The sequence below is a fragment of the Desulfospira joergensenii DSM 10085 genome (assembly GCF_000420085.1).
GTDB lineage: Bacteria > Desulfobacterota > Desulfobacteria > Desulfobacterales > Desulfobacteraceae > Desulfospira > Desulfospira joergensenii.
This window is the reverse complement of record NZ_ATUG01000002.1, coordinates 55409-78581: the sequence shown is the minus strand read 5'-3', so window position 1 is coordinate 78581 and position 23173 is coordinate 55409. Positions and strand designations below refer to the sequence as shown.

The window sequence follows — 23173 nt, the reverse complement described above, 5'->3', positions numbered from 1 at the left end:
TGGGGGGATTTTATACCCGGGGGGAGAAGATAACGATCAAAGATTTTGCCGCACCGCCGATACCGCGGAGGGCATGGGGAATACTGGAGTCAAAATAGATACTGTCCCCTTTTTTCAGGCAGTGGGTCTGTTCGGCGCTCCTGAACTCCACAACCCCGTCCAGGACAAAGTGGAACTCTTCCCCGTTATGATCGTTGAACAGCAGATCCTGTTCATCCCGGGGCTCGATCTCCACCACAAAGGGTTCCATCTGCTTGCCCACCATGGGATAGGCAAGGGACTCCCACCGATATCCGATCCGGGTCTCGTCCTTATGATGGAAGAGTCTTTTCACGCTGTACCGCTCCTCTTTTTTCACCACCACGATCCTATCATCCATTTCATGGTCCTGGAAAAAATGGGAAATTTTCACCCCAAGGGCCGTGGAAATCTTGATCAGGGTGGCAATGGGCGGGGCGGCAATATTGTTTTCAATCTGGGAAAGAAGGGGTTTGGAAAGTCCGGTAAGGTTGGAGACCTCCTGAAGGGTCAGGGCCCGGTGCTTTCTTAAGTTTCTGATTTTATTGCCCAGGTTCAGGGCGGCAACCTCTTCTTTGACTCTGGTTTCTATCCGGGGCGGCATCCTATCCTTGCTCCATGGAGTTTTTTTAGAATTATTAAAAAAAGTTTAGCATGGTGGAACTTTCCGATCAATGCAAAATTTTTTAACTGAGCTTGTTGGTCGGATCCCCCTCTTCCATCATCCGGGAAAGAATCTGTTTTTCATCTTCCAGGGGAAGACGGCCGGTCAGCCGCGCCAGGCATACCCTTATACCCTCCTGGTTGAAAAACTCGGCTTCAGCTTCGGCCCTGCCGTTTTCCTCTATCCGGGTGAGGGTGACCCTGCACTCGATCCTGTCGTTAAAATAGACCGGCCGGATAAACTTGAACTCCATGCCCGTGGCCAGCCACCCCACCTGTCCGCCGAATTCACAGATCATCCCGCCCACCAGAAGCCCGTGGCAGATCAGGCCCTTGAAACCTTTGGCCCCGGTCCACCGGGAATCATAGTGAACCGGGTTGTAATCCCGGGTCAGATCCCCGAAGGCCCAGGACTCTTCCTTGGAAAATTGCCGGGTATACACAAAACAATCCCCGGGTTTCAGGCCCTGGACCGCTTTTTTCCGGAAAGAATGGGTCATTTTGCCGTCCTTTTAAACAAAAAGGGGCTGGAAAAACCAGCCCCTTTTACATTAGTCAATCTGATACAGAAGATATCCGATTATTTTTCTTCCTTGCCGGACTCTGCCATCATTTTGAACATATCATACTTGTTGTTGACTTCCTCTTCTATTTTGGCTCTCAGACGTTTGGACTCATCGGGAAAGCTCTTTTCAAGGGCGGCAAATCTGACCTCGCCCCCCAGAAAATCCTGGAGGCTTCCGTCCGGAGCCTTGGAGTCCAGGGTAAAGGGGTTCTTCCCCTCCTCTACCATCTGGGGATTGTACCGGTACAGGGGCCAGTAACCGGATTCAACGGCCAGTTTACCCTCTTCCTGGGATTTCCCCATACCCTTTTTGATGCCCTGGTTGATGCAGGGGGCATAGGCGATGATCAGGGAGGGTCCGGGGTAGGCTTCCGCCTCGGCAATGGCCTTTAGGGTCTGGTTCTTGTTGGCACCCATGGAAACCGATGCCACATAGACATGGCCGTAGCTCATCATCATCCGGCCCAGGTCTTTTTTACCGACCTTTTTTCCCGAGGCCGCATATTTGGCAATGGCCCCTGTCGGGGTTGCCTTGGAAGACTGCCCCCCGGTGTTGGAATAAACTTCCGTGTCCATGACCAGTATATTGACGTCGTCCCCGGAGGCCAGGACATGATCCACGCCGCCGAATCCGATATCATAGGCCCAGCCGTCCCCGCCGAAGATCCAGTGGGATTTTTTTACAAAGACGTCTTTTTCGTCATAGATCTCTTTGAGCAGTCCTTCTTTCTCATCCTTGAGGGCCAGTTTCATGGCCAGGCTGTACTTTGCGGATTCCTCGGCACTATCCTTTCCGGCCAGCCAACCTTCAAGGGCCTCTTTGACCTCATCTGTCAGATCGGTTTTAAGGGCCTGGGATATCTTATCGGCCAGCTTGTTTCTCCGGGCCTTTGTGGCCAGCATCATACCGTATCCGTACTCTGCCGCATCTTCAAACAGGGAAGATGCCCAGGCCGGTCCATGGCCGTCCGCATTTGCGCAGTAAGGGGTGGAAGGTGCAGAACCGCCCCAGATGGAGGAGCAGCCCGTGGCATTGGCAATGGTCATTCTCTCGCCGAAGAGCTGGGTGATCAGTTTGGCATAGGGGGTTTCACCGCAGCCGGCACAGGCACCCGAGAACTCAAGCAGGGGCTGAAAAAACTGGCTGCCCTTGAGGGTATCCCTTTTCATGAGATCGGTTTTAAAGGGAATTTTCAAAGAGAACTTATGGTTGACCTTTTGAACATCCACCTGGGAGGAGAGGGGTTTCATCTCCAGGGCGCATGTCTTGGCCGGGCAGATATCTGCACAGTTGCCGCATCCCTGGCAGTCCAGGGGATTGACCTGCATCCTGAATTTCAGGCCGTCCATGCCTTTGCCCTTGGCCTCTACCGAGGTAAAGGTCTTGGGGGCTCCGGCCAGCTCTTCTTTTGTTGCCATAATGGGAATAATGGCGGCATGGGGACAGACAAAGGAACACTGGTTGCACTGGATGCAGTTTTCAGGGATCCATTCAGGCACGTTGATGGCCACACCGCGCTTTTCATACCGGGCCGTCCCCTGTTCAAACACCCCGTCCGGGGTGAATACGGATACGGGAAGGTCGTCCCCGCCCTGGGCATTGATCTTGCGCATGACATTTTCCACAAAATCCGTTGCCTTTTCCATTTCCATTTCTTCCCTGATCCCTGTTTTCCAGGATTTGGGTACTTTGATCTTGATCAGGTTGTCCAGGGTCTTGTCAACGGCCTCGATGTTCATGTTGACGATCTTGTCCCCTTTTTTGCCGAACTTGAATTTGATGTCTTCCTTGAGAAGAGTGATGGCCTCCTTCACGGGCAGGACATTGGCCAAATTGAAAAAGCAGGTCTGCATGATCATGTTGATCCGGTTGCCCAGACCGACTTCAGAGGCAATTTTTACGGCATCTATATTATAGAACTTGAGTTTTTTATCGTAGATGGTCTTTCTTACATCTCCGGGAATAAAGGTCTCCATCTCTTTTACAGACCACTCGGAGTTGAGCAGAAAGGTGCCACCCTCCTTGATGCCCTTGAGGACATCGTAGATCTCCATGTAATTGGACTTGTGGCAGGCCACGAAATCCGGGGATTCAATCAGATAGGTGGACTGGATGGGCACGTCCCCGAACCTGAGATGGGATACGGTCAGGCCCCCCGATTTTTTGGAATCATAGGCAAAATAGCCCTGGGCATATTTATCTGTATTGTCTCCGATGATCTTGATGGCCGACTGATTGGCGCCCACGGTTCCGTCGGAGCCCAGACCCCAGAACTTTGCCGAAATGGTGCCTTCCGGAGCCGGATCAAATCCCTTGATCACTTTGAGGGAAGTATGGGTGACATCGTCCTCGATCCCCACGGTGAAGTGATTTTTCGGGCTCATGGACTTCATGTCGTCGAACACGGCTTTGACCATGGAGGGATTGAACTCCTTGGAGGAGAGTCCGTACCGTCCGCCAACGATTTTCGGCCCTTCACCGTACTCCATGAAGGCGGTGCACACGTCCGTGTAAAGGGGTTCCCCAATGGCGCCGGGTTCCTTGGTTCTGTCCAGAACCGAAATGGTTTCCACGCTGGAAGGTATTGTATTTAAAAATTCCTGTACGTCAAAGGGTCTGTACAGACGGACCTTTACCAGGCCCAGTCGTTCGCCCTGGGAGTTGAGCTGTTTGATGGACTCTTCAATGGCCTCGCATGCCGAGCCCATGGCAACGATCACCCGGTCGGCCTCGGGGTCGCCCACATAATCAAAGGGATTGTATTCACGGCCGGTCAGTTCGCCGACCTTTTTCATATAGTTTTTAACAATGGCCGGAACCTTGAGGTAATACTCATTGGCCGCTTCCCTGCCCTGGAAATAAATATCCGGGTTCTGGGCCGTTCCTCTTGTATCCGGATGTTCCGGGTTCACAGCCCTTTCCTTGAACTCCTGATAGGCTTTGTAGTTGAAAAGCTTGGCCATGTCTTCATATTCAATCATCTCGATCTTCTGGATCTCATGGGAGGTTCTGAACCCGTCATAGAAATGAAGAAAGGGAACCCGGGCGTCGACAGTGGCCAGATGAGCCACCAGGGCCAGGTCCTGGGCTTCCTGTACGGAACAGGATGAGAGCATGGCAAACCCGGTCTGGCGGGCGGCCATTACATCCTGGTGATCCCCGAAAATAGACAGGGCATGGGCGGATATGGCACGGGCGGTCACATGAAAAACCGAAGGGAGAAGTTCACCGGAAATCTTGTACATATTGGGAATCTTCAGCAGAAGCCCCTGGGATGCGGTAAAGGTCGTGGTGAGGGCACCTGCAGAAAGGGATCCGTGAACCGCTCCTGCGGCTCCGGCCTCGGACTGCATCTGTTTGATTTCCAATACCTGACCGAATATATTTTTCCTTCCCTTGGCTGCCCATGAATCGGCAATTTCTCCAAGGGGGCTTGAAGGGGTAATCGGATATATGGTTGCTACATCGCTCATGGCGTAGGCCACGTGGGTTGCAGCAGTATTTCCGTCAATGGTCTGCATTCTTTTCTTCATCCTTTTCACCTCGCTGTATATTAATGAGAACAATTAAATCCCAATATAACGCTCTCTCAATATAATAAATGGGCCAAATTGTAAAGATAGGCCCCAAACAATATTTTTTATTTAAATTTAACTAATAAAATAAATAAAATTCAGTATAAGATGATTACATCCTTCAATTTATAATCCCTGATTCTCTTCTTGCCTTTGGTAAGGTTTCTGTTTTTTTATTTAAAATTATGATATACTGACCGGATTGATAATATTGTTATTATTTATAATAATTATAAATACTTATTTAGGAGATCCCATGGGTTTTTTATCGGCTTCCCATTCCATGAGCCGCTACCACATTGACGGAAAATTTGAAAATCAGGTCATGGACAACATCAGAAACGGGTTGATCAAGAATGCAATCCCAAAAATAGAGAGCGAGTACGAAGAGATCTCCGCAGGCTGGGTTCCCTTTGAAAGCCCCTACAACCCCGACTTTGAGAAGTTCTCTTTTATCTTCGGCACATTTTTCCTCTTTTCCCTCAGGATAGATAAAAAATCGGTTCCGGCCAAACTGGTTCAAAAGCATATGGCCATTGAAATTGAGAAAAAAAAGGAAAAATCAGGAAGAGATTTTATTTCAAAAAATGAAAAGTCGGAAATCAAGGAGATGGTAATCGATCTTCTCATGCATAAGATCCCTTCAGTTCCAAACGTCTATGACGTACTCTGGAACTATGAAGAGGAGAGCCTGATGCTGTTTACCACCCAGAAGGCCGTGAATGAATTTTTTGAAACCATATTCTTAAAATCCTTTAACCTGAAGCCCGTCCGGATTTTCCCCTATACCCTGGTGGAAAAAAAATCTTCATTCACTGCCCAGGAAAAAGATAGAATACTCACCCTTTCCCCCTTAAAATTCAAGAGGTAAACCATGCTTGATATTGCAACTGCGTACAATAAGTATAAGTTCCTTGGAAATGAGTTCCTGACCTGGATCTGGTATCTCATTGAAACGGAAAAAAACATCTCCGAAATTATGGCATCCAAGGAGGAGGTATCCTTTGAGATCGGAAATTCCATTGTTCTTGAAAACTCCCTGGGAGACAAGTCAAAGGAAAGGATCACCATCAAGGGGGATCAGGCCGGACTGGAGGAGGGGACCACTGCCCTGAGAAAGGGGGCTGTGGTGACCCAGATCAATCTCATCTGCCGCCTGGGCCAGAACCAGGGCCAGGAGGACCAGGATGCCTATAAATTTACCATCAAGGGAGAAAGCTTCGGCCTGACCGGGCTGAAACCGCCTGCAACGGCAAAATCCGGATCAGAAGACGAGATAGAGGGGATGGTTCTTGAAAAAGCCTTTTTATTATCAAAGCTTACCCAGGTTATTGACACCCTGTTTTTAAAATTTATTGAGAAAAGAATCTCGGAAGAGTGGAAAAACAAGGAACTTCAAGAGATTAGGACCTGGATTCTTTCCTGATGGATTTGAATGAAAACATGTTCAAAACAACCCGGGTTTTAAACATGGAAAAATATCGGCACAAAACCAGGATGTTTTATCCTGAAAATCAACCGGATTTTAAACCGGTTAAAGAAAAAGATCTTCTTTTATAAAAAAGACTTATAAAGATTTGAACATTTCAACACCCCTTACTAATATTATTAAATTTTTTAAATATATATTAAACCATAAACAAGGGGATTTATAGATTGATAATTAAAGCAATTTGATATAGAGTTTCAAGGATATACAAACTTAATAAAGGGAAACTAAATGAAGTTTTCGTTTGACAGAAAAGAGATACTTGAAGTCCTTTCCAGGATTCAGGGAATAACCGGGAGGAAAACAAATCTAACCATCACTTCTGATATCCTTATCAAAGCCATGGGCTCCCAGATCTCTATTACCGCCAATGACCTGGAAACCGTTTTCTCGGGCAGCTACGAGGCACAGGTGGAAACCGAAGGCATCCTGTCCATTAACTCAAAAAAGTTCTTTGAGATCATCCGGGAATATCCTGACAATGAGATCCATGTGAATGAGGTGGAGAACCGGTGGGTTGAAATCGGAAAAAACGACAGCCTGTTTCACATTGTCTCTTCTGATTATGAAAACTTTCCGGAAACGCCCCTGATTGAAGACATTCCTTTTATCGAAATTTCTGCCAAAGATCTCAAGAAGATGATCGAGGTGTCGTCCATTGTCAATTATTCCGGTGAAGAAAAAAGAATCTATGTTCTGGGTTCCCTCATCGAAAAAATTGAAGATAAGGAAGGCAGAGAAAAACTCAGGGTGGTTTCCACGGATTCCAAACGGCTTAACGCCTTTGATGCAGAATTTCATGGAAGCCTTGATCTGCCTGAGAAGGGGATTCTTGTTCCGAAAAAGGGGTTCTCCGAACTGGGAAAATTTATTGAAAACAGTTCAGAATCCATAAAGGTGGGAATTAAGGATAATCATTTTATTTTCCAGCGGGCCAACGAAACCGTCATGATCAAACTCCTGGACGGGGAGTACCCCGAGTATAAGCCGGTCTTAAACTACCAGGAAATACAACCCGTTGAAATGGATAAGAACATGTTTTCCACCCTGATGCGGCGGGTATCCATCCTCACCTCGGAAGATTATAAGAGTGTGATCCTCCATTTTAAAGAAAATGAACTGGTGGTCACCATCACCAACCCGGAAATCGGAGAGTCAAAGGAACGCCTCATGATTGGTTTTTCCGGGGAGGAGATCAAAGGCGCCTTTAATCCAAAGTACTTTATGGACGCCCTGGGTCTTTTCCAGGACCCCACCGTGACCCTGCATATTAAGGACGGGAAAAGCCCCTGCATCATCAAGGCCCTTGATGATGATAATCTTATCTGCGTAATAATGGCGATGCACATATCATGAAAGATAATACCGTAACAAATGATTATAATGCCGGCAGCATCAAGGTCCTGGAAGGCCTGGAGGCTGTTCGGAAAAGACCCTCCATGTACATCGGAAATGTGGACCTGGAAGGCCTTCACCACCTGGTCTACGAGGTTGTAGACAACAGCATTGACGAGGCCATGGCCGGTCATTGCGATACGGTCCTTGTGACCATCCATCCCGACATGAGCGTCAGTGTGGAAGACAACGGCCGGGGAATCCCCATTGAAATGCATGAGGAGGAAAATAAGCCGGCCTGTGAAGTGGTCATGACCAAACTCCATGCCGGGGGCAAGTTCAACAAGGACTCATACAAGGTCTCCGGCGGCCTTCACGGCGTGGGCATATCCGTGGTCAACGCCCTTTCCCAGAAGCTTGAAATGGAAGTCTATAAAAACGGGAAGATCTATCAGCAGACCTATTCAAAGGGGAACAAGATTACCGACCTGACTATTGCCGGGGACACGGTGAAAAAAGGGACGAAAATCAAATTTATTCCTGATTTTGAAATCATGAATAAAAATGAATTTATCTATGAAACCCTGTCCAGGCGGATGCGGGAACTGGCCTTCCTGAACAAGGGGGTCCGGATCATCATCGAAGATGAACGCTCCATGGAAAAGGATGACTTCTTTTACGAAGGCGGGATCGTATCCTTTGTGGAGTATCTGAACCGGTCCTGCACGGCTCTGCACGACCCCATCCACATCCAGGGGGATAAGAAAGATGTCCAGATCGAGGTGGCCATCCAGTACAACGACACCTTCAAGGAAAAACTCTACTCCTTTGCCAATAATATCCGGACCATTGAAGGCGGATTCCATGTTTCCGGCTTTAAAGGAGCCCTGACCCGGACCGTGAACTCCTATGTGACCTCGGGATCCAACAACCTTCCCAAAAACATGCAGAACATCAAGATCTCCGGGGACGACATGAGGGAAGGCCTGGCCGTGGTTATTTCCGTCAAGCTCATGGAACCCCAGTTCGAAGGACAGACCAAAACCAAGTTGGGCAACAACGAAGTCAAGGGAATCGTGGAATCCCTGCTCAACGAAAAGATGAGCCAGTTTCTGGAAGAAAACCCCAACGTTGCCAGGAAGATTATCGCCAAAGCCGTGGATGCGGCAAGGGCCAGGGATGCCGCCAAAAGGGCCCGGGAGCTTGCCAGGAAAAAAGGGACTCTTCTGGATTCCACCCTGCCCGGCAAACTGGCCGAATGCCAGTATGCAGATCCGGCTGAGCGGGAACTCTTCCTCGTGGAGGGTGACTCTGCCGGCGGGAGCGCCAAGCAGGGCAGGGACAGGCGGTTCCAGGCCATTCTCCCCCTCAAGGGTAAGATCCTGAACGTGGAAAAAGCCCGGTTTGACAAAATACTGAGAAGCGATGAAATAAAGAATATCATCACGGTCCTGGGAACCGGGGCCGGCAGGGAAGAGTACGATGTGGAGAAAATCCGCTATCACAAGGTCGTGATCATGACCGATGCCGATGTGGACGGTTCCCATATCCGAACCCTGCTCTTGACCTTTTTCTACCGTCAGATGCCGGATTTGATCTCCCGGGGATACCTTTACATTGCCCAGCCCCCCCTTTTCCGGGTGGGATCCAGGAAAAACGGGGTTTACCTGAAAAACGAGGAAGAGTATTCAGACCATCTGGTAAAGCGGATATCCTCCCAGAAGGATATCTTCCTGAACGGCAGCGACGCCCCCATGGAAGAAGAAGGTTTTTATCAGCTTCTCTTGGATATGACCGACTATTTTTCCGCCGTGAACCAGCTGAAAAAAAGGGATTTTGATACCGGCCTTCTGCTCTGCCTCATCAAAAACGGGGTAAAAGATAAGTTCTTTGTGGAAAAGAGAAGCAATTACGTTGCCCTGTGCCAGGAACTTGAAAAGGCGGAATATTCACCTGGCGAAATTGATTATGACCAGGAACTCAACATCTTTGAGATGGATATTTACGATAAAACCGGGAAAAACTTTCTGGTCCGGGTAGGCCGGGAACTCCTGGCCACCAACGATTACCAGAGGATGATCCGAAACTATGAAAAAATAGAAGAGTTTGACACACCTCCCTTTAATATCGTTTCCAAACAGTCCGAGGCCGGTATCAGACATGAGTTTCTTTCCATAGACCTTCTTTACGAATATATCATGGGGGAAGCCAAGAAGGGGATCAATATCCAGAGGTACAAAGGTCTGGGGGAAATGAACGCCGACCAGCTCTGGGAGACCACCATGAACCCGGAAAAGAGAAATATGCTGAAGGTGAATATTGAGGATGGTGAAAAAGCAGACGAAATTTTTACCCTTCTCATGGGCGAAGAGGTGGAACCCAGGCGAAATTTTATTCAGAAGCATGCCCTGGAGGTTTCCTCCCTGGACTACTAAAAAATTAAAGGATGAAGGATAAAATAGATCATCTTACCTTCATCCTTTAATTTAAATTCCTTTTTTTAAATCAAATCCTTTATTCCTGTAAAATCCTTCTCAACACCATCCTATTGACTGAATAATGAATACTATTTATTATATAAATAGTATTCATATATCTGAATTTATACCGGTTGCCGACGAGTTTTTGCTGAAAAAAAATATTGCTGAAGGTTTATCCTTCAGCCCTTATCCTTCATCCTTTTAAATTAAGGAGGGCATCATGAATCGATCCATTCATCAAATCATCGACGAACAGATCAGACGATGGGAACTGGGGAAAAAAGAATCTCCGGCCCTGGTCCAGGCCATTAACGTGATTACCATTTCCCGGGAATGCGGGAGCCGGGGTCAGGAAGTGGCGGAAAAGCTGGCCAAAAAACTGGGGTTTGACCTGTTTCACCACGAGATTCTGGAGGCCATGATCGAAACCAGTAAAAACAGCAAAGCCCTTTTACAGACCCTGGATGAAAAAGCCATGAACATCGTGGACGATATTGTATCGGCCCTGGTTCATGAGCATCATCTCTGGCCCGATGAATATTCAAAACTTTTGCTCAGGATTCTCAATACCATTGGAAAACACGGCAATGCCGTTATTCTGGGCCGGGGAGGCAATTGCGCCCTGAAAAAATGCAACACCCTCAGGGTGAGAATTGTGGCGCCGGATGCTATGCGGCGGGAGTATCTGCAGAAAGCCCGGGATTTATCCCCTGATGATGCCCGGAATCTCATGATCAGCATTGACGCCAACAGGACCGCCTTTGTCAAACGGTATTTTAACTCCGATGCCAATGATCCTTCCAATTACGATTTGATTCTCAATACCGGCACTTTATCTGTTGATAAAGCGGTTCAGACCATTCAATGCGCCATCGGGTAAGGATAGGATGATCATACCTCCATCTGCTCCATGGCCTTTCTCATCTGCCGGATGGCCTGTTTCAGGCGCTCTTCATTTTCCACCAGGGCCAGCCTGAGAAATCCTTCTCCCTCTTCGCTGAAACCGATTCCCGGAGCCAGGGCCACGTTGGCCCTGTTCATCATCTCCACGGCAAACTGCATGGATCCCATCTTATCAAAGGGTTTGGGAATTTTTACCCAGACAAACATGCCGGCCTTGGGTTTTTGTACGTTCCACCCGGCCCGTTCCAGGCCGGAGCATAGAACATCCCGCCGGGTTTCATAGACCTTGGCAAGTTCCGGAATGGTGGGGTCACAGTCCCGCAGGGCAATGATGCCGGCCACCTGGATGGCGGAAAAAATCCCATAGTCAAAGTATCCCTTAATCTTGCCCAGGGCCTGGACAATCTGTTCGTTGCCCACACAGTATCCAATTCGCCATCCGGCCATGTTATAGGACTTTGAAAAAGATCCGAATTCCACGCCCACATCCTTGGCCCCTTCCACCTGGAGAAAACTGGGGGCTTCATACCCGTCAAAGGTGATTTTTGAATAGGCAAAATCATTAATGACCATAAACTTGAATCGCTTGGCCAGGGCCACTATTTCCCTGAAAAAATTCTTATCCGTGACCACGCCGGTGGGATTGTGGGGATAGTTGAGCATGAGCACCTTGGGCTTGGGATAGCAGGATTCACAGATATTGATGATCCGGTCCAGAAAACTGGTTTCCGGCTCAATGGGGATTTTCATGACATTGGCCCCGGCAATGACTGCGGCATAAATATGGATGGGAAAGGCCGGGGCCGGAACCAGAACAGAATCCCCGGGACCCATGATGGCCAGGCAGAGGTGGGAGATCCCCTCCTTGGACCCGATGGTGAAATAGGTCTCCTTGTCCGGATCCAGGTCGATGTCGTAGTGGCGTTTGTAATACTTTGAAATTTCAAGTTTCAGGTGGGGCATGCCCGAACTTTCAGGATACCTGTGGGCCTTGGGGTCCTTTGCCACCTCCACCAGTTTGTCGATGACCGCATCCGGTGTGGGGTCCATGGGATTTCCCATGCCAAGGTCAATAACATCATCCCCGTTGCGCCGTTTCTCCATCTTCATCTTATTTATCATACCGAATAGGTAAGGGGGCAGCTGTTCCATCCGGGTGGCAAAACGAATGATATTTTTGTCTTCCAAAACCAGGCTCCTTTCTAATAATCGAGCAATTAAATTGTAAGGCAAGAATCATAACAGATTTTCTTGTTACAGCAAAAGTAAAATATCAGGATGGGTGACTTTCTGTCATGAAAAAAGTGTAAGAAATATCGCATTTTCGCTAGGTGATTTGAGAGTGTGAGAAAAGCATTTTAAAAACCTGTTTTATCTGATAAATTGATGGAGTCATTTTCTGATACTAATGATTTGCTTGCCAGCCAGGATAGCCCATGGAAAGAAAACAAAAATTTTTCTTTCGAGTGATATGCCTGTTTGCCTGCCTTTTCTTTGCCTGCTATTCCCCGGTTCATTCAAGTCCCGCAGCCAAAAAAAAGGGAGAGACAGCATCTATTTCCCCTGACCCGGGCCTGAACTCCCGACAGGGTAGAGATAAAATTGACCTGACCCCTTCTGAAAAGAACTGGGTCCGGGACCACCCCGTAATCCGGTTCGGATTTGACCCGGAATTTGCCCCTTTTGAGTTCCATGATGAATCAAAGGGATATTCAGGAGCTGCCGCAGACTTTGTCCGCCTGGTGGGTAAGCGGATTCAGATAAAATTTGTCCCCGTAACCGGCCTGAGCTGGGAAGAGGCCGTATCCTCGGTCCGCCAGGGCCGGCTGGATATGCTTCCCTGTATGGGGAGAACCCGGGAGCGGGAAAAACATTTTATCTTCTCACACCCCTATCTTTCATTTCCCCGGGTGATCATATCCAGAAAAGGGGATGATATAAAAGGGATAAACGATCTTTCAGGGCTGCAGGTGGGTGTCCAGAAAGACAGCTCCCATTACGGCTATATCCGGGAGGAAACCGGAATTAATCCGGTCATTTTCCCCACATTTCGCCAGGCTTTGATCGCCCTTTCCAATGATAAACTGGACGCCGTTATCGGGAACATGGCCGTTGCCACCCGTCTCATTGGCCGGCATGCCCTGTCCAATCTGAAAATAACCTCCTATGTTTCAGAGGAGACCAAAACCCTTTCCTTTGCATTTCCAAAAAAGAATTTACTATTGCGGGACCTGGTCAACAGGGCCTTGGCATCCATTTCACCCCGGGAGCGGGAATTGATCCAGAGAAAATGGTTTCCCATAGAAACCATGGTTCCCTTGCCGGTGCTGCCGGAAACCATCCTGACTCCCCGGGAACTTGAATGGATTTCAAACCATCCGGTGATCCGGTGCGGTATGGATCCGGATTATGCTCCCTATAGTTTTAGGGACAGGGATAAAAATTTCAGGGGCCTTGTTCCGGATATGATGAAAGAGCTGGAAAAGCTCACCGGACTTACCTTTTACCCGGTGCCGGACCTGAACCGCGCCCAGATTCTGGAAAAATCAAAAACCGGCGGCCTGGAGCTGATCCCGGCAACGACACCGACCCGGGAAAATAAAAAATATTTAAAATTTACAGACATATATCTGCCCACTCCCCTGACCATACTGACCCGGAACGATGAAGACGAAATTTTCAGTTCCCCTAACCTGGCCTATAAACGGGTGGCCCTGGTCAGAGGATCTGTCCATACCCGGCAGGTACTCAAGAAGAATCCCCAGATTATTCCCGTGACCGTGGACACTCCCCTGGAAGGGCTGATGGCCGTTTCCATGAACCGGGCAAAAGCCTATGTGGGCGTTCTGGGCGTCAGTACCTATTATATCCGGCAGAACGGCATCAGCAATCTCCGGGTGGCGGGCCAGTACACGGAACAAAAAACCGGATTGTCCATGGGGGTCCGGAAAGACTGGCCCATACTGGAAAAGATCCTTTCCAAGGCATTGAAATCTTTTCCCACGGAACAAAAAACGGCCCTTCTCAATAAATGGCTTCCCATTGCCTCGGATTCAAGGCCCCTTCAATTTAAAACATTTCTATCGGCCGGGGAAAAGGAGTGGTTAAAGAATCACCCGGTGATCCGGGTCTGCGCCGATCCCGGATGGGCGCCGGTGGAATTTAAAAACAAAAAGGGAATATGGTCCGGAATCTCAGTTGAATATCTGGGTTTAATGGAGAAGTATCTGGGCATCCGCTTTGTATTCCAGGAATCAGATACATGGGAAAAGGCCTTTTCTTTGTTTAAAACCAAGGAACTGGACCTTCTTTCCGCTGCCACGGAGACCCGGGCCCGAAAAGAAAACCTCATATTTACCCAGCCCTACATGGATATCCCCATTGTGATTTTTACCCGCCAGGATATGCCCTATATAGGGGATGTTAGCGAGTTAAAAAATAAAAAAATAGGGGTCGTCAAGGGATATGCCGTGGAAGAATTTCTGAAAAAGGAGTACCCTGCCATGGAGATTATTACGGCCAGGAACATCGAACAGGGTCTGGGACTTCTGGAAAAAAAGGGGGTTTCAGCCTTCATGGGAAGCATCCTGACCACAGGATACTATTTGGGGAAACGAAAAACCACCTCCATAAAAGTTGCGGGAAAAAGCCCCTACACCCTCAAAGTATCCATGGCCGTGAGAAAAGATATGGCCCCCTTACGGGATATCATTGAAAAGTTCTTTACTGCCCTGCCGGAATCTGAAAAAAATATCATCTACCAGAAATGGATCTCCGTTCAATACGAGCATGGAACGGATTTCGCATTATTTTTCAAGGTTTTTATCCCGGTCATTTTCCTCTTTTTATTGTTCCTTTACTGGATCAGGCGGTTGAACTCCGAGGTTTTCCAGAGAAAAGAGACGGAAAAACAACTCATCCTGGCCAAGCAGGAGGCGGAAAAGGCCAACCGATCCAAAAGCGTTTTCCTGGCAAATATGAGCCATGAGATCCGGACCCCCATGAATGCCATCCTGGGGTATTCCCAGTTACTGAAACGGACCGCCGGCCTTACCGGAAAAGAGAAAAAAGGACTTGAGGCCATTAACCGGAGCGGAGAACATCTTTTGGGCATCATCAACGATATACTGGAAATATCGAGGATTGAGGCCGGGAAGCACGAGTTTTCACCTGCGGTGTTTGACCTGCATCATTTACTGGGAGATCTTGAGATGATTTTCAGGATCCCGGCCCGGGAAAAGGGGCTTTCCCTGAACCTGGATTTTGCGACGGATCTGGTCCGCTACGTTTATGCGGACGAAGGAAAAATTAGACAGATTCTGATCAATCTGCTGGGAAATGCCGTTAAATTTACCCGGACCGGCGGAATCCGGCTTTTTGTATCCTCTGAAAACATGGATGAAAACAGCGGCCGGGCCGGGGATAAAATCCGGCTCATGTTTGAACTGGAAGACACCGGTCCCGGGATCCCGGAATCCTATCTGGACAAGATTTTTGAAAGTTTCGAACAGGCCCCGGCTGAAAATCCGGAAGGGGGAACCGGCCTGGGACTGGCCATTTCCCGGGAATATGCCCGCCGGATGTCCGGGGATATCCAGGTTAAAAACGGGAAGGAAAAGGGAGCCGTATTCACCTTTTTCTGTACGGTAGCCCCGGGGGATGGCGCCCTTGTTCAGGCGGCCCGCCCCCAAATACAGGTGGCCGGCCTTGATGCCGGAACTGAGGTCCGGGTCCTGGTTGCGGATGACAGGCCCGTGAACCGGGATCTTCTCCGCCAGATGCTGGAACGGACCGGTTTTCTCGTTAAAGAGGCGGAATCCGGGGAACAGGCCGTTGAGATTTTTGTATCCTGGGCTCCCCAGATCATTTTAATGGATATTGTCATGCCCGGCCTGGGAGGTCTTGGGGCCATTCAAAAGATCCGGACCCTTCCCCAGGGAGACAGGCCCCTGATCATCGCTGTTACAGCAAGCGTCCTGGAGCAGGACAAGGAGGCCGTCCTCAGCGCAGGGGCAGACCGTTTTCTGGGCAAGCCCTTCAGGGAGCCTGAACTCTTCGGGCTCATGGAGGCCTCGGACGCGGTCAGGTTTACCTATGCCGCCCTGTCCGATCCTTCAGATGCCGATTCAGGATCCAATGACCCTGACCTCCATGAAAAACTTGAAAAGATTCCCCAGTCCGTTTACGATGGGATGGTCAATGCACTGGAGCTCGGTCACGTGAAAACCGTCCACCAGATAATCGAGCAGATCCGAAGCCATGATTCTCAACTTTCTGCTTCGTTAAAAACATTGGCAGACCGATATGATTTTAGTGCTCTGGGGCGGTTGTTTCCGGGCCATGGAAAATCAACAGGAGATCCAGAAGAATGAATATAACAGACAAACCCGTCATCCTGATCGCAGACGACAATCCGGACAACCTCAAGGTATTGAGTTCAATGCTGGAAGAAGGAAAATACGATGTCCGGGTGGCTATGGATGGTGCCCAGGCCCTGGCCAGCATCCGCAGATCTTCCCCGGACCTGGTCTTGCTGGACATTCACATGCCGAATATGGACGGATACCAGGTATGTGAAGCCCTTAAAAAAGATCCGGACCTGGAACGGATTCCCGTGATCTTTATCAGCGCCCTGAGCGAGTCCTTTAACAAGGTGCTGGGATTTCAAAAAGGCGGGGTGGATTATATTGAAAAGCCCTTTCAGATCGAAGAGGTGGAAGCCCGGATTACAACCCATCTCCAGGCAGCCTCTTTTCAGAACCTGTTAAGGGAAAAAGCCGAATTCAGTGAACAGCGATTCCGCCAGACCTTTGAAAATGCCGCCGTGGGCATGGCCCATATTCGGGCGGACGGTTCCTTTTTAAGGGTCAACCAGAGCTTTTGCCAGATCCTGGGGTATGAAGAAGGGGATTTTCACAGCCTGAACCTGACGGATCTGGTCCATCCCGATGACCGGGAAAAAGACCGGGCCGAATCCAAAGATCTTTTTGCCGGCCGGATTTCAAAACTCCGCAGGGAAAAAAAATATCTTCCCAAAGACGGGAACATGCTCTGGGGCCGGGTGACCATCTCAACGGCCAGGGATATCCGGGACGATTCCATGTACGGAATTGTAGTCCTGGAAGACATCACCGACCGGATGGATGCCGAAGAAAACCGCAAAAATATGGAGACCCAGCTCAGACAGGCCCAGCGCATGCAGGCCATCGGTACCCTGGCCGGAGGAATTGCCCATGATTTCAACAATATCCTGGGGGTGATCCTGGGCCATGCCGACATGGCCGCCCTGAAACTGGAGGACAACTCCCCTATCTCCGGGCATCTGGAGGCCGTTGAAACAGCGGCCTTGAGAGCAAAAGACCTGATCAAACACATACTGACCTCCTGCCGCCAGACCGAACAGGAGAAAACAGCCGTAAGAATTGATCCCATTGTCGAGGAGGCCCTGAACCTGCTCAAGGCTTCCTGCCCGGCATCCATTGAGATCAAAACAGAAATTCAAGCCTGTAAGCCGGTTCTGGCCGATCCCACACAGATCCATCAGGTGGTCATGAACCTGTGTGCCAATTCCTTTCACGCCATGGGAGAAAAGGGGGTTTTGACCGTAAAGCTCAATCCCCTGGCCCTTTTTGAAGATTCACAGATAAGAGAGCTTTCCCTGAGCCCCGGGGAATACAATCTTCTGGAAGTTCATGATACCGGGACCGGGATCAAGGCCCCTTTTCTGGAGCGCATATTTGAACCCTATTTTACCACCAAGCCCATGGACCAGGGAACCGGCCTGGGACTTTCCCTTGCCCAGGGAATCATAAAAGGCCATGGCGGAAACATTGTTGTCCAGAGCCGGGAAAATCAGGGAACCTGCTTCAAGGTCTATCTTCCCTGTCTGGATGAAGACGTCCGGTCTTTTCAGCCCGAATCCGAAGAAATGGTCTACGGGAAGAGCCAAACCGTTCTGGTTGTGGATGATGATGACCTTTACCGTGAAATGGTTACGGAACTTCTTACCGTTCTCGGCTATTGCCCCACCGCTGTTGAAGACGGTTTTCAGGCCCTGGAACTGATCACCCGGAATCCGGAAGAATTTCATTGTATGATCACGGATCTTACCATGCCCGGGCTGAACGGCATTCAACTGGTCAGAAAGGTGTTGGAGATTCGTCCGGACCTGCCCGTTATCCTGTCCACGGGCTTTGGCGCAGTACTTGCCCAGGAAAGCGCCAAAAAACAAGGCGTCTGTTCGGTTCTCCAGAAGCCGGCCTCGCCTTCCCAGATGGCCGCCGCCCTGAAATCGATTTTCAAGGGGAAAGAATAGAAAAGGGTTGAAAGCAGGTTGAACATCTTAACCCCGGGTTCCAGCCCGGGGCTTGAACCGGGTCTTCCTCTAAGTCCCGTATAGATCCTCCACTTTGATCTTTAATAGATTTTTATTTGCCGATATGAGCCGGAGTTTATAATCTCCCAGGCGGACTCCCGCCCTGGCTTCTGCTGTTGATAGAGTGTACGGATAAGCGGTCTGGGGGTCAAGCTCCAGCAGGTAAACCTCCATGTATATCACCTGTTTTTTTATCCCTTTAAAGGTCAGTCTCAGGTTTTTAATGGTAAAAAGACTGTCTTTTAAGAGGAAAATCTGGCCGTTTACCTCCTTGGACTTTTTAGTGAAATCCGTACCCGCTTTTCGTTGCCGTACACCTTGAAACAAAGAATTTGTACTGGGATCGGAAAAATAAAGGCTCACAAAAAGCGGAACACTGATGGCAAAAAGCATGAACGCCAGGGTAAGGACCCTGCCTTTTTTGGCTGCGGGTATCATGATACATCTCCGGCAATTGGGTTAGAGGAGAATTTTCTATAAAACCATCCTAGCAAAGGCCTCCTAAAAAAGAATTAAAAATAAACTAAAACAAAGAGAGAAGATCCGCTCAAGGGATTTTAAAAAGTATGCAGACCCATCCCCAAGGTTCAGGGATTGCCCGGTATCAATTCCTTTTGATCCATTCAAACATTGGAGAAAGCCAGATGTCATCCGGTGTGAAAAACAGCCGGTGTCCGGCATTGCTTTTTAATTTTATTTCTGTATTGGACAATCCTTTGGCGGCGTGTGAAAAGGCCTGGTTACAGCTTCCGGCAATCTTGTCGGATTCGGCATAGATGGAGAGGATCCGTCCCTTGAGTTTTCTAAAATCCGGGTACATCTTGTATTTTTTAACAGAGGCGATTTCACAGCCGGCCATGATCACATACTGGATTTTGGAATTCTCCAGTTGGGAGGCCATACACAGACCGATGACTCCTCCTTTGGAGTGTCCTGCCACAACAATGTTCCGGGGAGGGACATTGGATTCCAAAAGGGTTTTTACCCGTGCCGTCACAACGGCGGCATAGGTGCAGGGAATAATTTTTCCGGAGCGAAGTTCGCTGATGACGGTAAAGCCTTTTTCTTCAAAGGCCCTGAGAATATCCTGGTATCTGCAGTCACCGCCGGGCCCGTTCTTTTCAACATAATAATTATGGAGAAAAAACAAGTACCTGGCTGAAGGATCAATATCAGACGGCATTTCATATGAGGCCTGCCGGGAAAATGCACCGGGCACAAAAACCCACAGGGCCAAAACAAGACAAACCCATGAATACAAAAATGAAAGACGGGTTGGGGTGATCGGCTGTTCCATGATTCCTCCTTTGTTTTTGGTTGAAGCCGTATCCTTGTTCTGAACAGATAAACGTGTCCGGTATTACGGAAAAACGGACAAAAAAACCCGGACATTTGGGACAAACGATTAGAGCTGCATGCCCGTCAATTTATAGATGGGTAAAACTCGAGTCAGGAAAAATCCGGGCTGGAAAACCGTTGTAAAATTAAAGATATAATATATTCCTGTCCGGTTCAAATTGAATTTGCAAAACCCTTTTTAAAAATGGTACCTTGGCCCTCAGTTTTACCAATTCTTTAAACAGACAGGGAAATCAGATGAAACCCCAGGAAATAGAAGACCTCAGTTTCAAAATTATTCAAGATGAAGCCGGGGACCATGGATTTGATGATGAAAAATGGCCCATTGTCAGGAGGATGATCCACACCTCTGCGGATTTTGAGTATATAAAATCCGTCCGGTTTAACGGAAATGCCGTTGAAAAAGGCATCAAGGCCATCCGCCAAGGAAAACAGATCTTCACGGACACCAATATGGCCCGGGTGGGTATCCGGAAAAAAGAGATCACCCAGTTCGGCGGGCAGGTCCGCTGTCTCATTGCCGACCCGGAAGTGGCAAAAAAGGCAAAAGAGACCGGGACCACCCGGGCCCTGGCTGCTGTGGACATGGCCTGTGATGAGCTGTCCGGGGGTATATACGTGGTGGGAAACGCCCCCACGGCCCTTCTCCGCCTCATGGAATTGATCCGGGAGGGAAACGCCTCCCCGGCCCTGGTCATCGGTTTTCCCGTGGGCTTTGTCAATGCCGCCGAATCCAAGGACGAACTCATGGAGATGGACATCCCCTATATCACCAACAAGGGCAGGAAGGGCGGCTCCAATGTGGCGGCCAGTATTGTCAATGCCCTGGCCATAGAAGCGGATAAAAGGCTGAAGGCGGAAGGATGAAAGGGTTTGTGATTGCCGCAGCAGGATCGGGATCCGGCAAAACCACGGTCACCCTGGCTCTCCTGGCCTGGCTGGCTTCCAAGGGGATAAAGGTAGCCCCCTTTAAGGTGGGGCCGGATTTTATCGATCCGGGCCATCATACAAAGATCGCTGGCCGGGACAGTGTCAACCTGGACTCATGGATGCTGACCCAGGAGTACAATCAAACCCTTTTTGCCAAAGCTGCCCGGGATGCGGATATTGCCGTGGTGGAAGGGGTGATGGGTCTGTTTGACGGATATGACGGGACATCTGAATTGGGTTCCACCGCCCAGATGGCCAAAATCCTAGGCCTGCCCGTTCTTCTCATTGTGGATGTCAAAGGCATGGCAAGGAGCGCCGCTGCCATGGTCAAGGGATTTGAAACCTTTGATCCCGACCTTGACATCTGCGGGGTGATCTTCAGCCGTACCGGCTCCAGGGTTCACTACGAATATTTGAAAACAGCCGTGGAGCAGCATTGCAAAACCCCGGTTCTGGGCTGCATGCCCAGGAAGGAGAATATTGTCATGCCCGAGCGCCACCTGGGGCTTGTCACGGCCCAGGAAAGGGGGATTTCTCAAGAGGTGCTCTCCACCCTGGTCTCCATGGTGGAAGAGAATGTGGAGATGAACAAGCTCCTGGACCATCTTGAGCCGGTCTCCCTTGAACAGGACCAAAGGCCTGATCCCGGGCTTCATCCCCCGGAAAAAAGGCCGGTCATTGGCGTGGCAAAGGACAAGGCCTTCTGCTTTTACTACCCGGACAATCTGGACCGGCTCCGGGAGGCAGGGGCAGAGATCCTTGAATTTTCCCCCCTGGAACAGGATCGGCTGCCTGAAGGGATTGACGGCATCTATTTTGGTGGGGGATATCCTGAAATCTTTGCCGAAAACTTGTCTTCTAAAAAAGATCTCATGGATGAGATCCGGCGGGCAAGCCTTGCCGGCATGCCCATCTACGGCGAATGCGGGGGGTTCATGTTCCTGAGCAAAGAGGTGTCGGACGGACAAAAGGAGTATCCCATGGCCGGATGCTTTGATTTTTCCATTCAGATGTCCAAAAGGCTGCGCTCCCTGGGGTACCGGGAAATCGTTTTAAAGGAGGACACCCTTATCGGACAGAAAGGGGATATCATCCGGGGTCATGAATTTCACTATTCCTCATTAAAGGAAGGAGAAAATCAGGCCGGACCCACCGGGCCGGTAAAAAATGTCTACCATGTCACTTCCCGGGCCGGGCGGGAAATTTCCCTGAAAGGGTTTCAGACCGGCCAGACCCTGGGCTCCTACCTCCATGTCCATTTCGGATCCAATCCCTCCTGTGCCCGGTCCTTTGTCCGGGCCTGTTCTGTATTTAAAGAGAACCGGCAACCATTTGTCCGGGACCGGTAAACTCAGATATGGATTCAAAAAAATTAAAAAAAGGCTTTACCACGGGAGCGGCTGCCTCGGCAGCGGTAAAAGCGGCCCTGGAAACCCTGATTTCCGGAAATCCGCCCCAATCCGTGGTCATTGATTTTCTCACCAAAGGGACCCGGACCGTTCCCGTGGAAAGGGTTTCCAGAATCTCATCCTCCTGCTGTGAAGCCGTGATCATCAAGGATGCCGGGGATGATCCGGACATTACCCATAAAGCCGAGATCGGAGCCCGGGTCCTTCTCAAGGATTCCGAAGATCTGAAAATCACCATCACCGGGGGCCAAGGAGTGGGAAAGGTTACCAAACCCGGCCTGGAGCTCGGGGTGGGAGAGCCGGCCATTAATCCCGGGCCCCGAGAGATGATCTTCCGGGCCGTCCACGCGGTATTGGAGGGGTATTCCGGCGGCCCGTCCAAAGGGGTGGAAATAGAAGTGTTTGTTCCAAAGGGAGAGGAGCTGGCCAAAAAAACCCTGAACGCCCGGCTGGGAATTCTGGGGGGAATCTCCATTCTCGGAACCACCGGCATTGTCACCCCCCTGTCCCACGAGGCCTATATCGCCACCATCCGGGCCGGCATCGCCGTGGCCGCGGCAAGAGATATCCATACCCTGGTTTTTACCACGGGAAGGCGGAGCGAACGATTTGCCATGGACATGTTTCCGGGGTTTGGGGAAGAGGCTTTTATCCAGACCGGGGATTTTTTCAAGGCCGCCATAGACGCGGCTGTGAAGAAAGAGATCAAAGAGATCATCTATACGGTCTTTTTCGGAAAAGCCGTTAAAATGGCCCTGGGGTTTGAACATACCCATGCGGCCAAGTCCGAGCTGACTCTGAAGCGCCTGGCTTCCTGGACTGAAAAAATTACGAAAGATTCATCCCTGGCTGGGGATGTCTGCCGGGCCAATACGGCTCGCCACGCCTTTTCCCATATCTATCCGGATCACCCCGGCCTCATCGCCCATGTGGGCTCGAAAATGCTGGAAAGCGCCGGTCTGTTTGCCGGCGGCAGAATAAGGTTCCGGGCCGTGATTCTCGATTTTGAAGGCCGGGTGGCGTTTGATTCAAATCCATAAACATGTTAGGTTATAAGTTCAGGAGAGATTC

The 23173-nt window shown here is 49.7% G+C and carries 16 protein-coding genes; 10 read left to right on the top strand and 6 right to left on the bottom strand.

What is annotated here, in order from left to right; genetic code table 11:
- Nucleotides 1-10: 10 nt before the first annotated feature.
- The 3 genes from F608_RS0112640 to nifJ form a co-directional block, all read right to left on the bottom strand.
- Nucleotides 11-622 carry a helix-turn-helix domain-containing protein gene (locus tag F608_RS0112640; protein WP_022666010.1) on the bottom strand — a complete coding sequence of 204 codons (612 nt, stop codon included), beginning with the start codon at nucleotides 620-622 and terminating at the stop codon, nucleotides 11-13.
- Nucleotides 623-704: 82 nt separating this feature from the next.
- Nucleotides 705-1181, bottom strand: a complete 477-nt coding sequence (locus tag F608_RS0112635; protein WP_022666009.1) for a MaoC/PaaZ C-terminal domain-containing protein — start codon at nucleotides 1179-1181, stop codon at nucleotides 705-707.
- Nucleotides 1182-1261: 80 nt separating this feature from the next.
- Nucleotides 1262-4780, bottom strand: coding sequence for a pyruvate:ferredoxin (flavodoxin) oxidoreductase (nifJ, locus tag F608_RS0112630; protein WP_022666008.1), 3519 nt, complete (start codon nucleotides 4778-4780; stop codon nucleotides 1262-1264).
- Between the two features lie 298 nt (nucleotides 4781-5078).
- On the opposite strand from nifJ, the gene rdgC reads away from it, so the two are divergent.
- From rdgC to F608_RS0112600, 5 genes are all read left to right on the top strand, one after another.
- Nucleotides 5079-5693, top strand: a complete 615-nt coding sequence (gene rdgC / locus F608_RS0112625; RefSeq protein WP_022666007.1) for a recombination-associated protein RdgC — start codon at nucleotides 5079-5081, stop codon at nucleotides 5691-5693.
- Between the two features lie 3 nt (nucleotides 5694-5696).
- A complete protein-coding gene (locus tag F608_RS0112620) occupies nucleotides 5697-6248 on the top strand; it encodes a hypothetical protein (RefSeq protein WP_022666006.1) in 552 nt (183 codons plus the stop codon).
- A gap of 294 nt (nucleotides 6249-6542) precedes the next feature.
- A complete protein-coding gene (gene dnaN, locus F608_RS0112610; protein WP_022666004.1) occupies nucleotides 6543-7667 on the top strand; it encodes a DNA polymerase III subunit beta in 1125 nt (374 codons plus the stop codon).
- Entirely contained in the window at nucleotides 7664-10081 is a 2418-nt protein-coding gene (gyrB, locus tag F608_RS0112605; protein ID WP_022666003.1) for a DNA topoisomerase (ATP-hydrolyzing) subunit B, read from the top strand. Before dnaN ends, gyrB begins: the two co-directional genes overlap by 4 nt.
- A 265-nt stretch (nucleotides 10082-10346) precedes the next feature.
- Nucleotides 10347-11006, top strand: coding sequence for a cytidylate kinase-like family protein (locus tag F608_RS0112600; RefSeq protein WP_022666002.1), 660 nt, complete (start codon nucleotides 10347-10349; stop codon nucleotides 11004-11006).
- 11 nt (nucleotides 11007-11017) lie between these two features.
- Here F608_RS0112600 and F608_RS0112595 read toward each other — a convergent pair whose 3' ends face one another.
- Nucleotides 11018-12217 (bottom strand): aminotransferase class I/II-fold pyridoxal phosphate-dependent enzyme, encoded by a 1200-nt coding sequence (locus F608_RS0112595; protein WP_022666001.1) that lies wholly within the window; start codon nucleotides 12215-12217, stop codon nucleotides 11018-11020.
- Nucleotides 12218-12465: 248 nt separating this feature from the next.
- Between F608_RS0112595 and F608_RS0112590 the strand changes: the two genes are divergently transcribed.
- Together F608_RS0112590 and F608_RS0112585 are read left to right on the top strand one after the other, a co-directional pair.
- Entirely contained in the window at nucleotides 12466-16401 is a 3936-nt protein-coding gene (locus F608_RS0112590; RefSeq protein WP_022666000.1) for a transporter substrate-binding domain-containing protein, read from the top strand.
- Entirely contained in the window at nucleotides 16398-18344 is a 1947-nt protein-coding gene (locus F608_RS0112585) for an ATP-binding response regulator (protein ID WP_022665999.1), read from the top strand. The genes F608_RS0112590 and F608_RS0112585 overlap by 4 nt, the downstream gene beginning before the upstream one ends.
- Nucleotides 18345-18413: 69 nt before the next feature.
- Here F608_RS0112585 and F608_RS0112580 read toward each other — a convergent pair whose 3' ends face one another.
- Entirely contained in the window at nucleotides 18414-18842 is a 429-nt protein-coding gene (locus F608_RS0112580; RefSeq protein WP_022665998.1) for a hypothetical protein, read from the bottom strand.
- A gap of 166 nt (nucleotides 18843-19008) precedes the next feature.
- On the bottom strand, nucleotides 19009-19701 hold the full coding sequence (locus tag F608_RS0112575; RefSeq protein ID WP_022665997.1) for an alpha/beta fold hydrolase: 693 nt from the start codon (nucleotides 19699-19701) through the stop codon (nucleotides 19009-19011).
- A 299-nt stretch (nucleotides 19702-20000) separates the two neighbouring features.
- Here F608_RS0112575 and F608_RS0112570 point away from each other — a divergent pair, with 299 nt between their 5' ends.
- The 3 genes from F608_RS0112570 to cbiD are packed head-to-tail and all read left to right on the top strand — an operon-like array spanning nucleotide 20001 to nucleotide 23142.
- Nucleotides 20001-20630 (top strand): precorrin-8X methylmutase, encoded by a 630-nt coding sequence (locus F608_RS0112570; protein WP_022665996.1) that lies wholly within the window; start codon nucleotides 20001-20003, stop codon nucleotides 20628-20630.
- A complete protein-coding gene (locus F608_RS0112565) occupies nucleotides 20627-22042 on the top strand; it encodes a cobyrinic acid a,c-diamide synthase CobB (protein WP_022665995.1) in 1416 nt (471 codons plus the stop codon). Before F608_RS0112570 ends, F608_RS0112565 begins: the two co-directional genes overlap by 4 nt.
- A gap of 8 nt (nucleotides 22043-22050) precedes the next feature.
- Nucleotides 22051-23142: a cobalt-precorrin-5B (C(1))-methyltransferase CbiD gene (gene cbiD, locus F608_RS0112560; RefSeq protein ID WP_022665994.1), complete on the top strand. Its 1092-nt coding sequence runs from the start codon at nucleotides 22051-22053 to the stop codon at nucleotides 23140-23142.
- The last annotated feature ends 31 nt before the right edge of the window (nucleotides 23143-23173 follow it).

Excerpts from the sequence above, each read along its gene's own strand:
- F608_RS0112640 (WP_022666010.1), bottom strand. The coding sequence starts at position 622 with ATGCCGCCCCGGATAGAAACCAGAGTCAAAGAAGAGGTTGCCGCCCTG.
- F608_RS0112635 (WP_022666009.1), bottom strand. The coding sequence starts at position 1,181 with ATGACCCATTCTTTCCGGAAAAAAGCGGTCCAGGGCCTGAAACCCGGG.
- nifJ (WP_022666008.1), bottom strand. The coding sequence starts at position 4,780 with ATGAAGAAAAGAATGCAGACCATTGACGGAAATACTGCTGCAACCCAC.
- rdgC (WP_022666007.1), top strand. The coding sequence starts at position 5,079 with ATGGGTTTTTTATCGGCTTCCCATTCCATGAGCCGCTACCACATTGAC.
- F608_RS0112620 (WP_022666006.1), top strand. The coding sequence starts at position 5,697 with ATGCTTGATATTGCAACTGCGTACAATAAGTATAAGTTCCTTGGAAAT.
- dnaN (WP_022666004.1), top strand. The coding sequence starts at position 6,543 with ATGAAGTTTTCGTTTGACAGAAAAGAGATACTTGAAGTCCTTTCCAGG.
- gyrB (WP_022666003.1), top strand. The coding sequence starts at position 7,664 with ATGAAAGATAATACCGTAACAAATGATTATAATGCCGGCAGCATCAAG.
- F608_RS0112600 (WP_022666002.1), top strand. The coding sequence starts at position 10,347 with ATGAATCGATCCATTCATCAAATCATCGACGAACAGATCAGACGATGG.
- F608_RS0112590 (WP_022666000.1), top strand. The coding sequence starts at position 12,466 with ATGGAAAGAAAACAAAAATTTTTCTTTCGAGTGATATGCCTGTTTGCC.
- F608_RS0112585 (WP_022665999.1), top strand. The coding sequence starts at position 16,398 with ATGAATATAACAGACAAACCCGTCATCCTGATCGCAGACGACAATCCG.
- F608_RS0112580 (WP_022665998.1), bottom strand. The coding sequence starts at position 18,842 with ATGATACCCGCAGCCAAAAAAGGCAGGGTCCTTACCCTGGCGTTCATG.
- F608_RS0112575 (WP_022665997.1), bottom strand. The coding sequence starts at position 19,701 with ATGGAACAGCCGATCACCCCAACCCGTCTTTCATTTTTGTATTCATGG.
- F608_RS0112570 (WP_022665996.1), top strand. The coding sequence starts at position 20,001 with ATGAAACCCCAGGAAATAGAAGACCTCAGTTTCAAAATTATTCAAGAT.
- F608_RS0112565 (WP_022665995.1), top strand. The coding sequence starts at position 20,627 with ATGAAAGGGTTTGTGATTGCCGCAGCAGGATCGGGATCCGGCAAAACC.
- cbiD (WP_022665994.1), top strand. The coding sequence starts at position 22,051 with ATGGATTCAAAAAAATTAAAAAAAGGCTTTACCACGGGAGCGGCTGCC.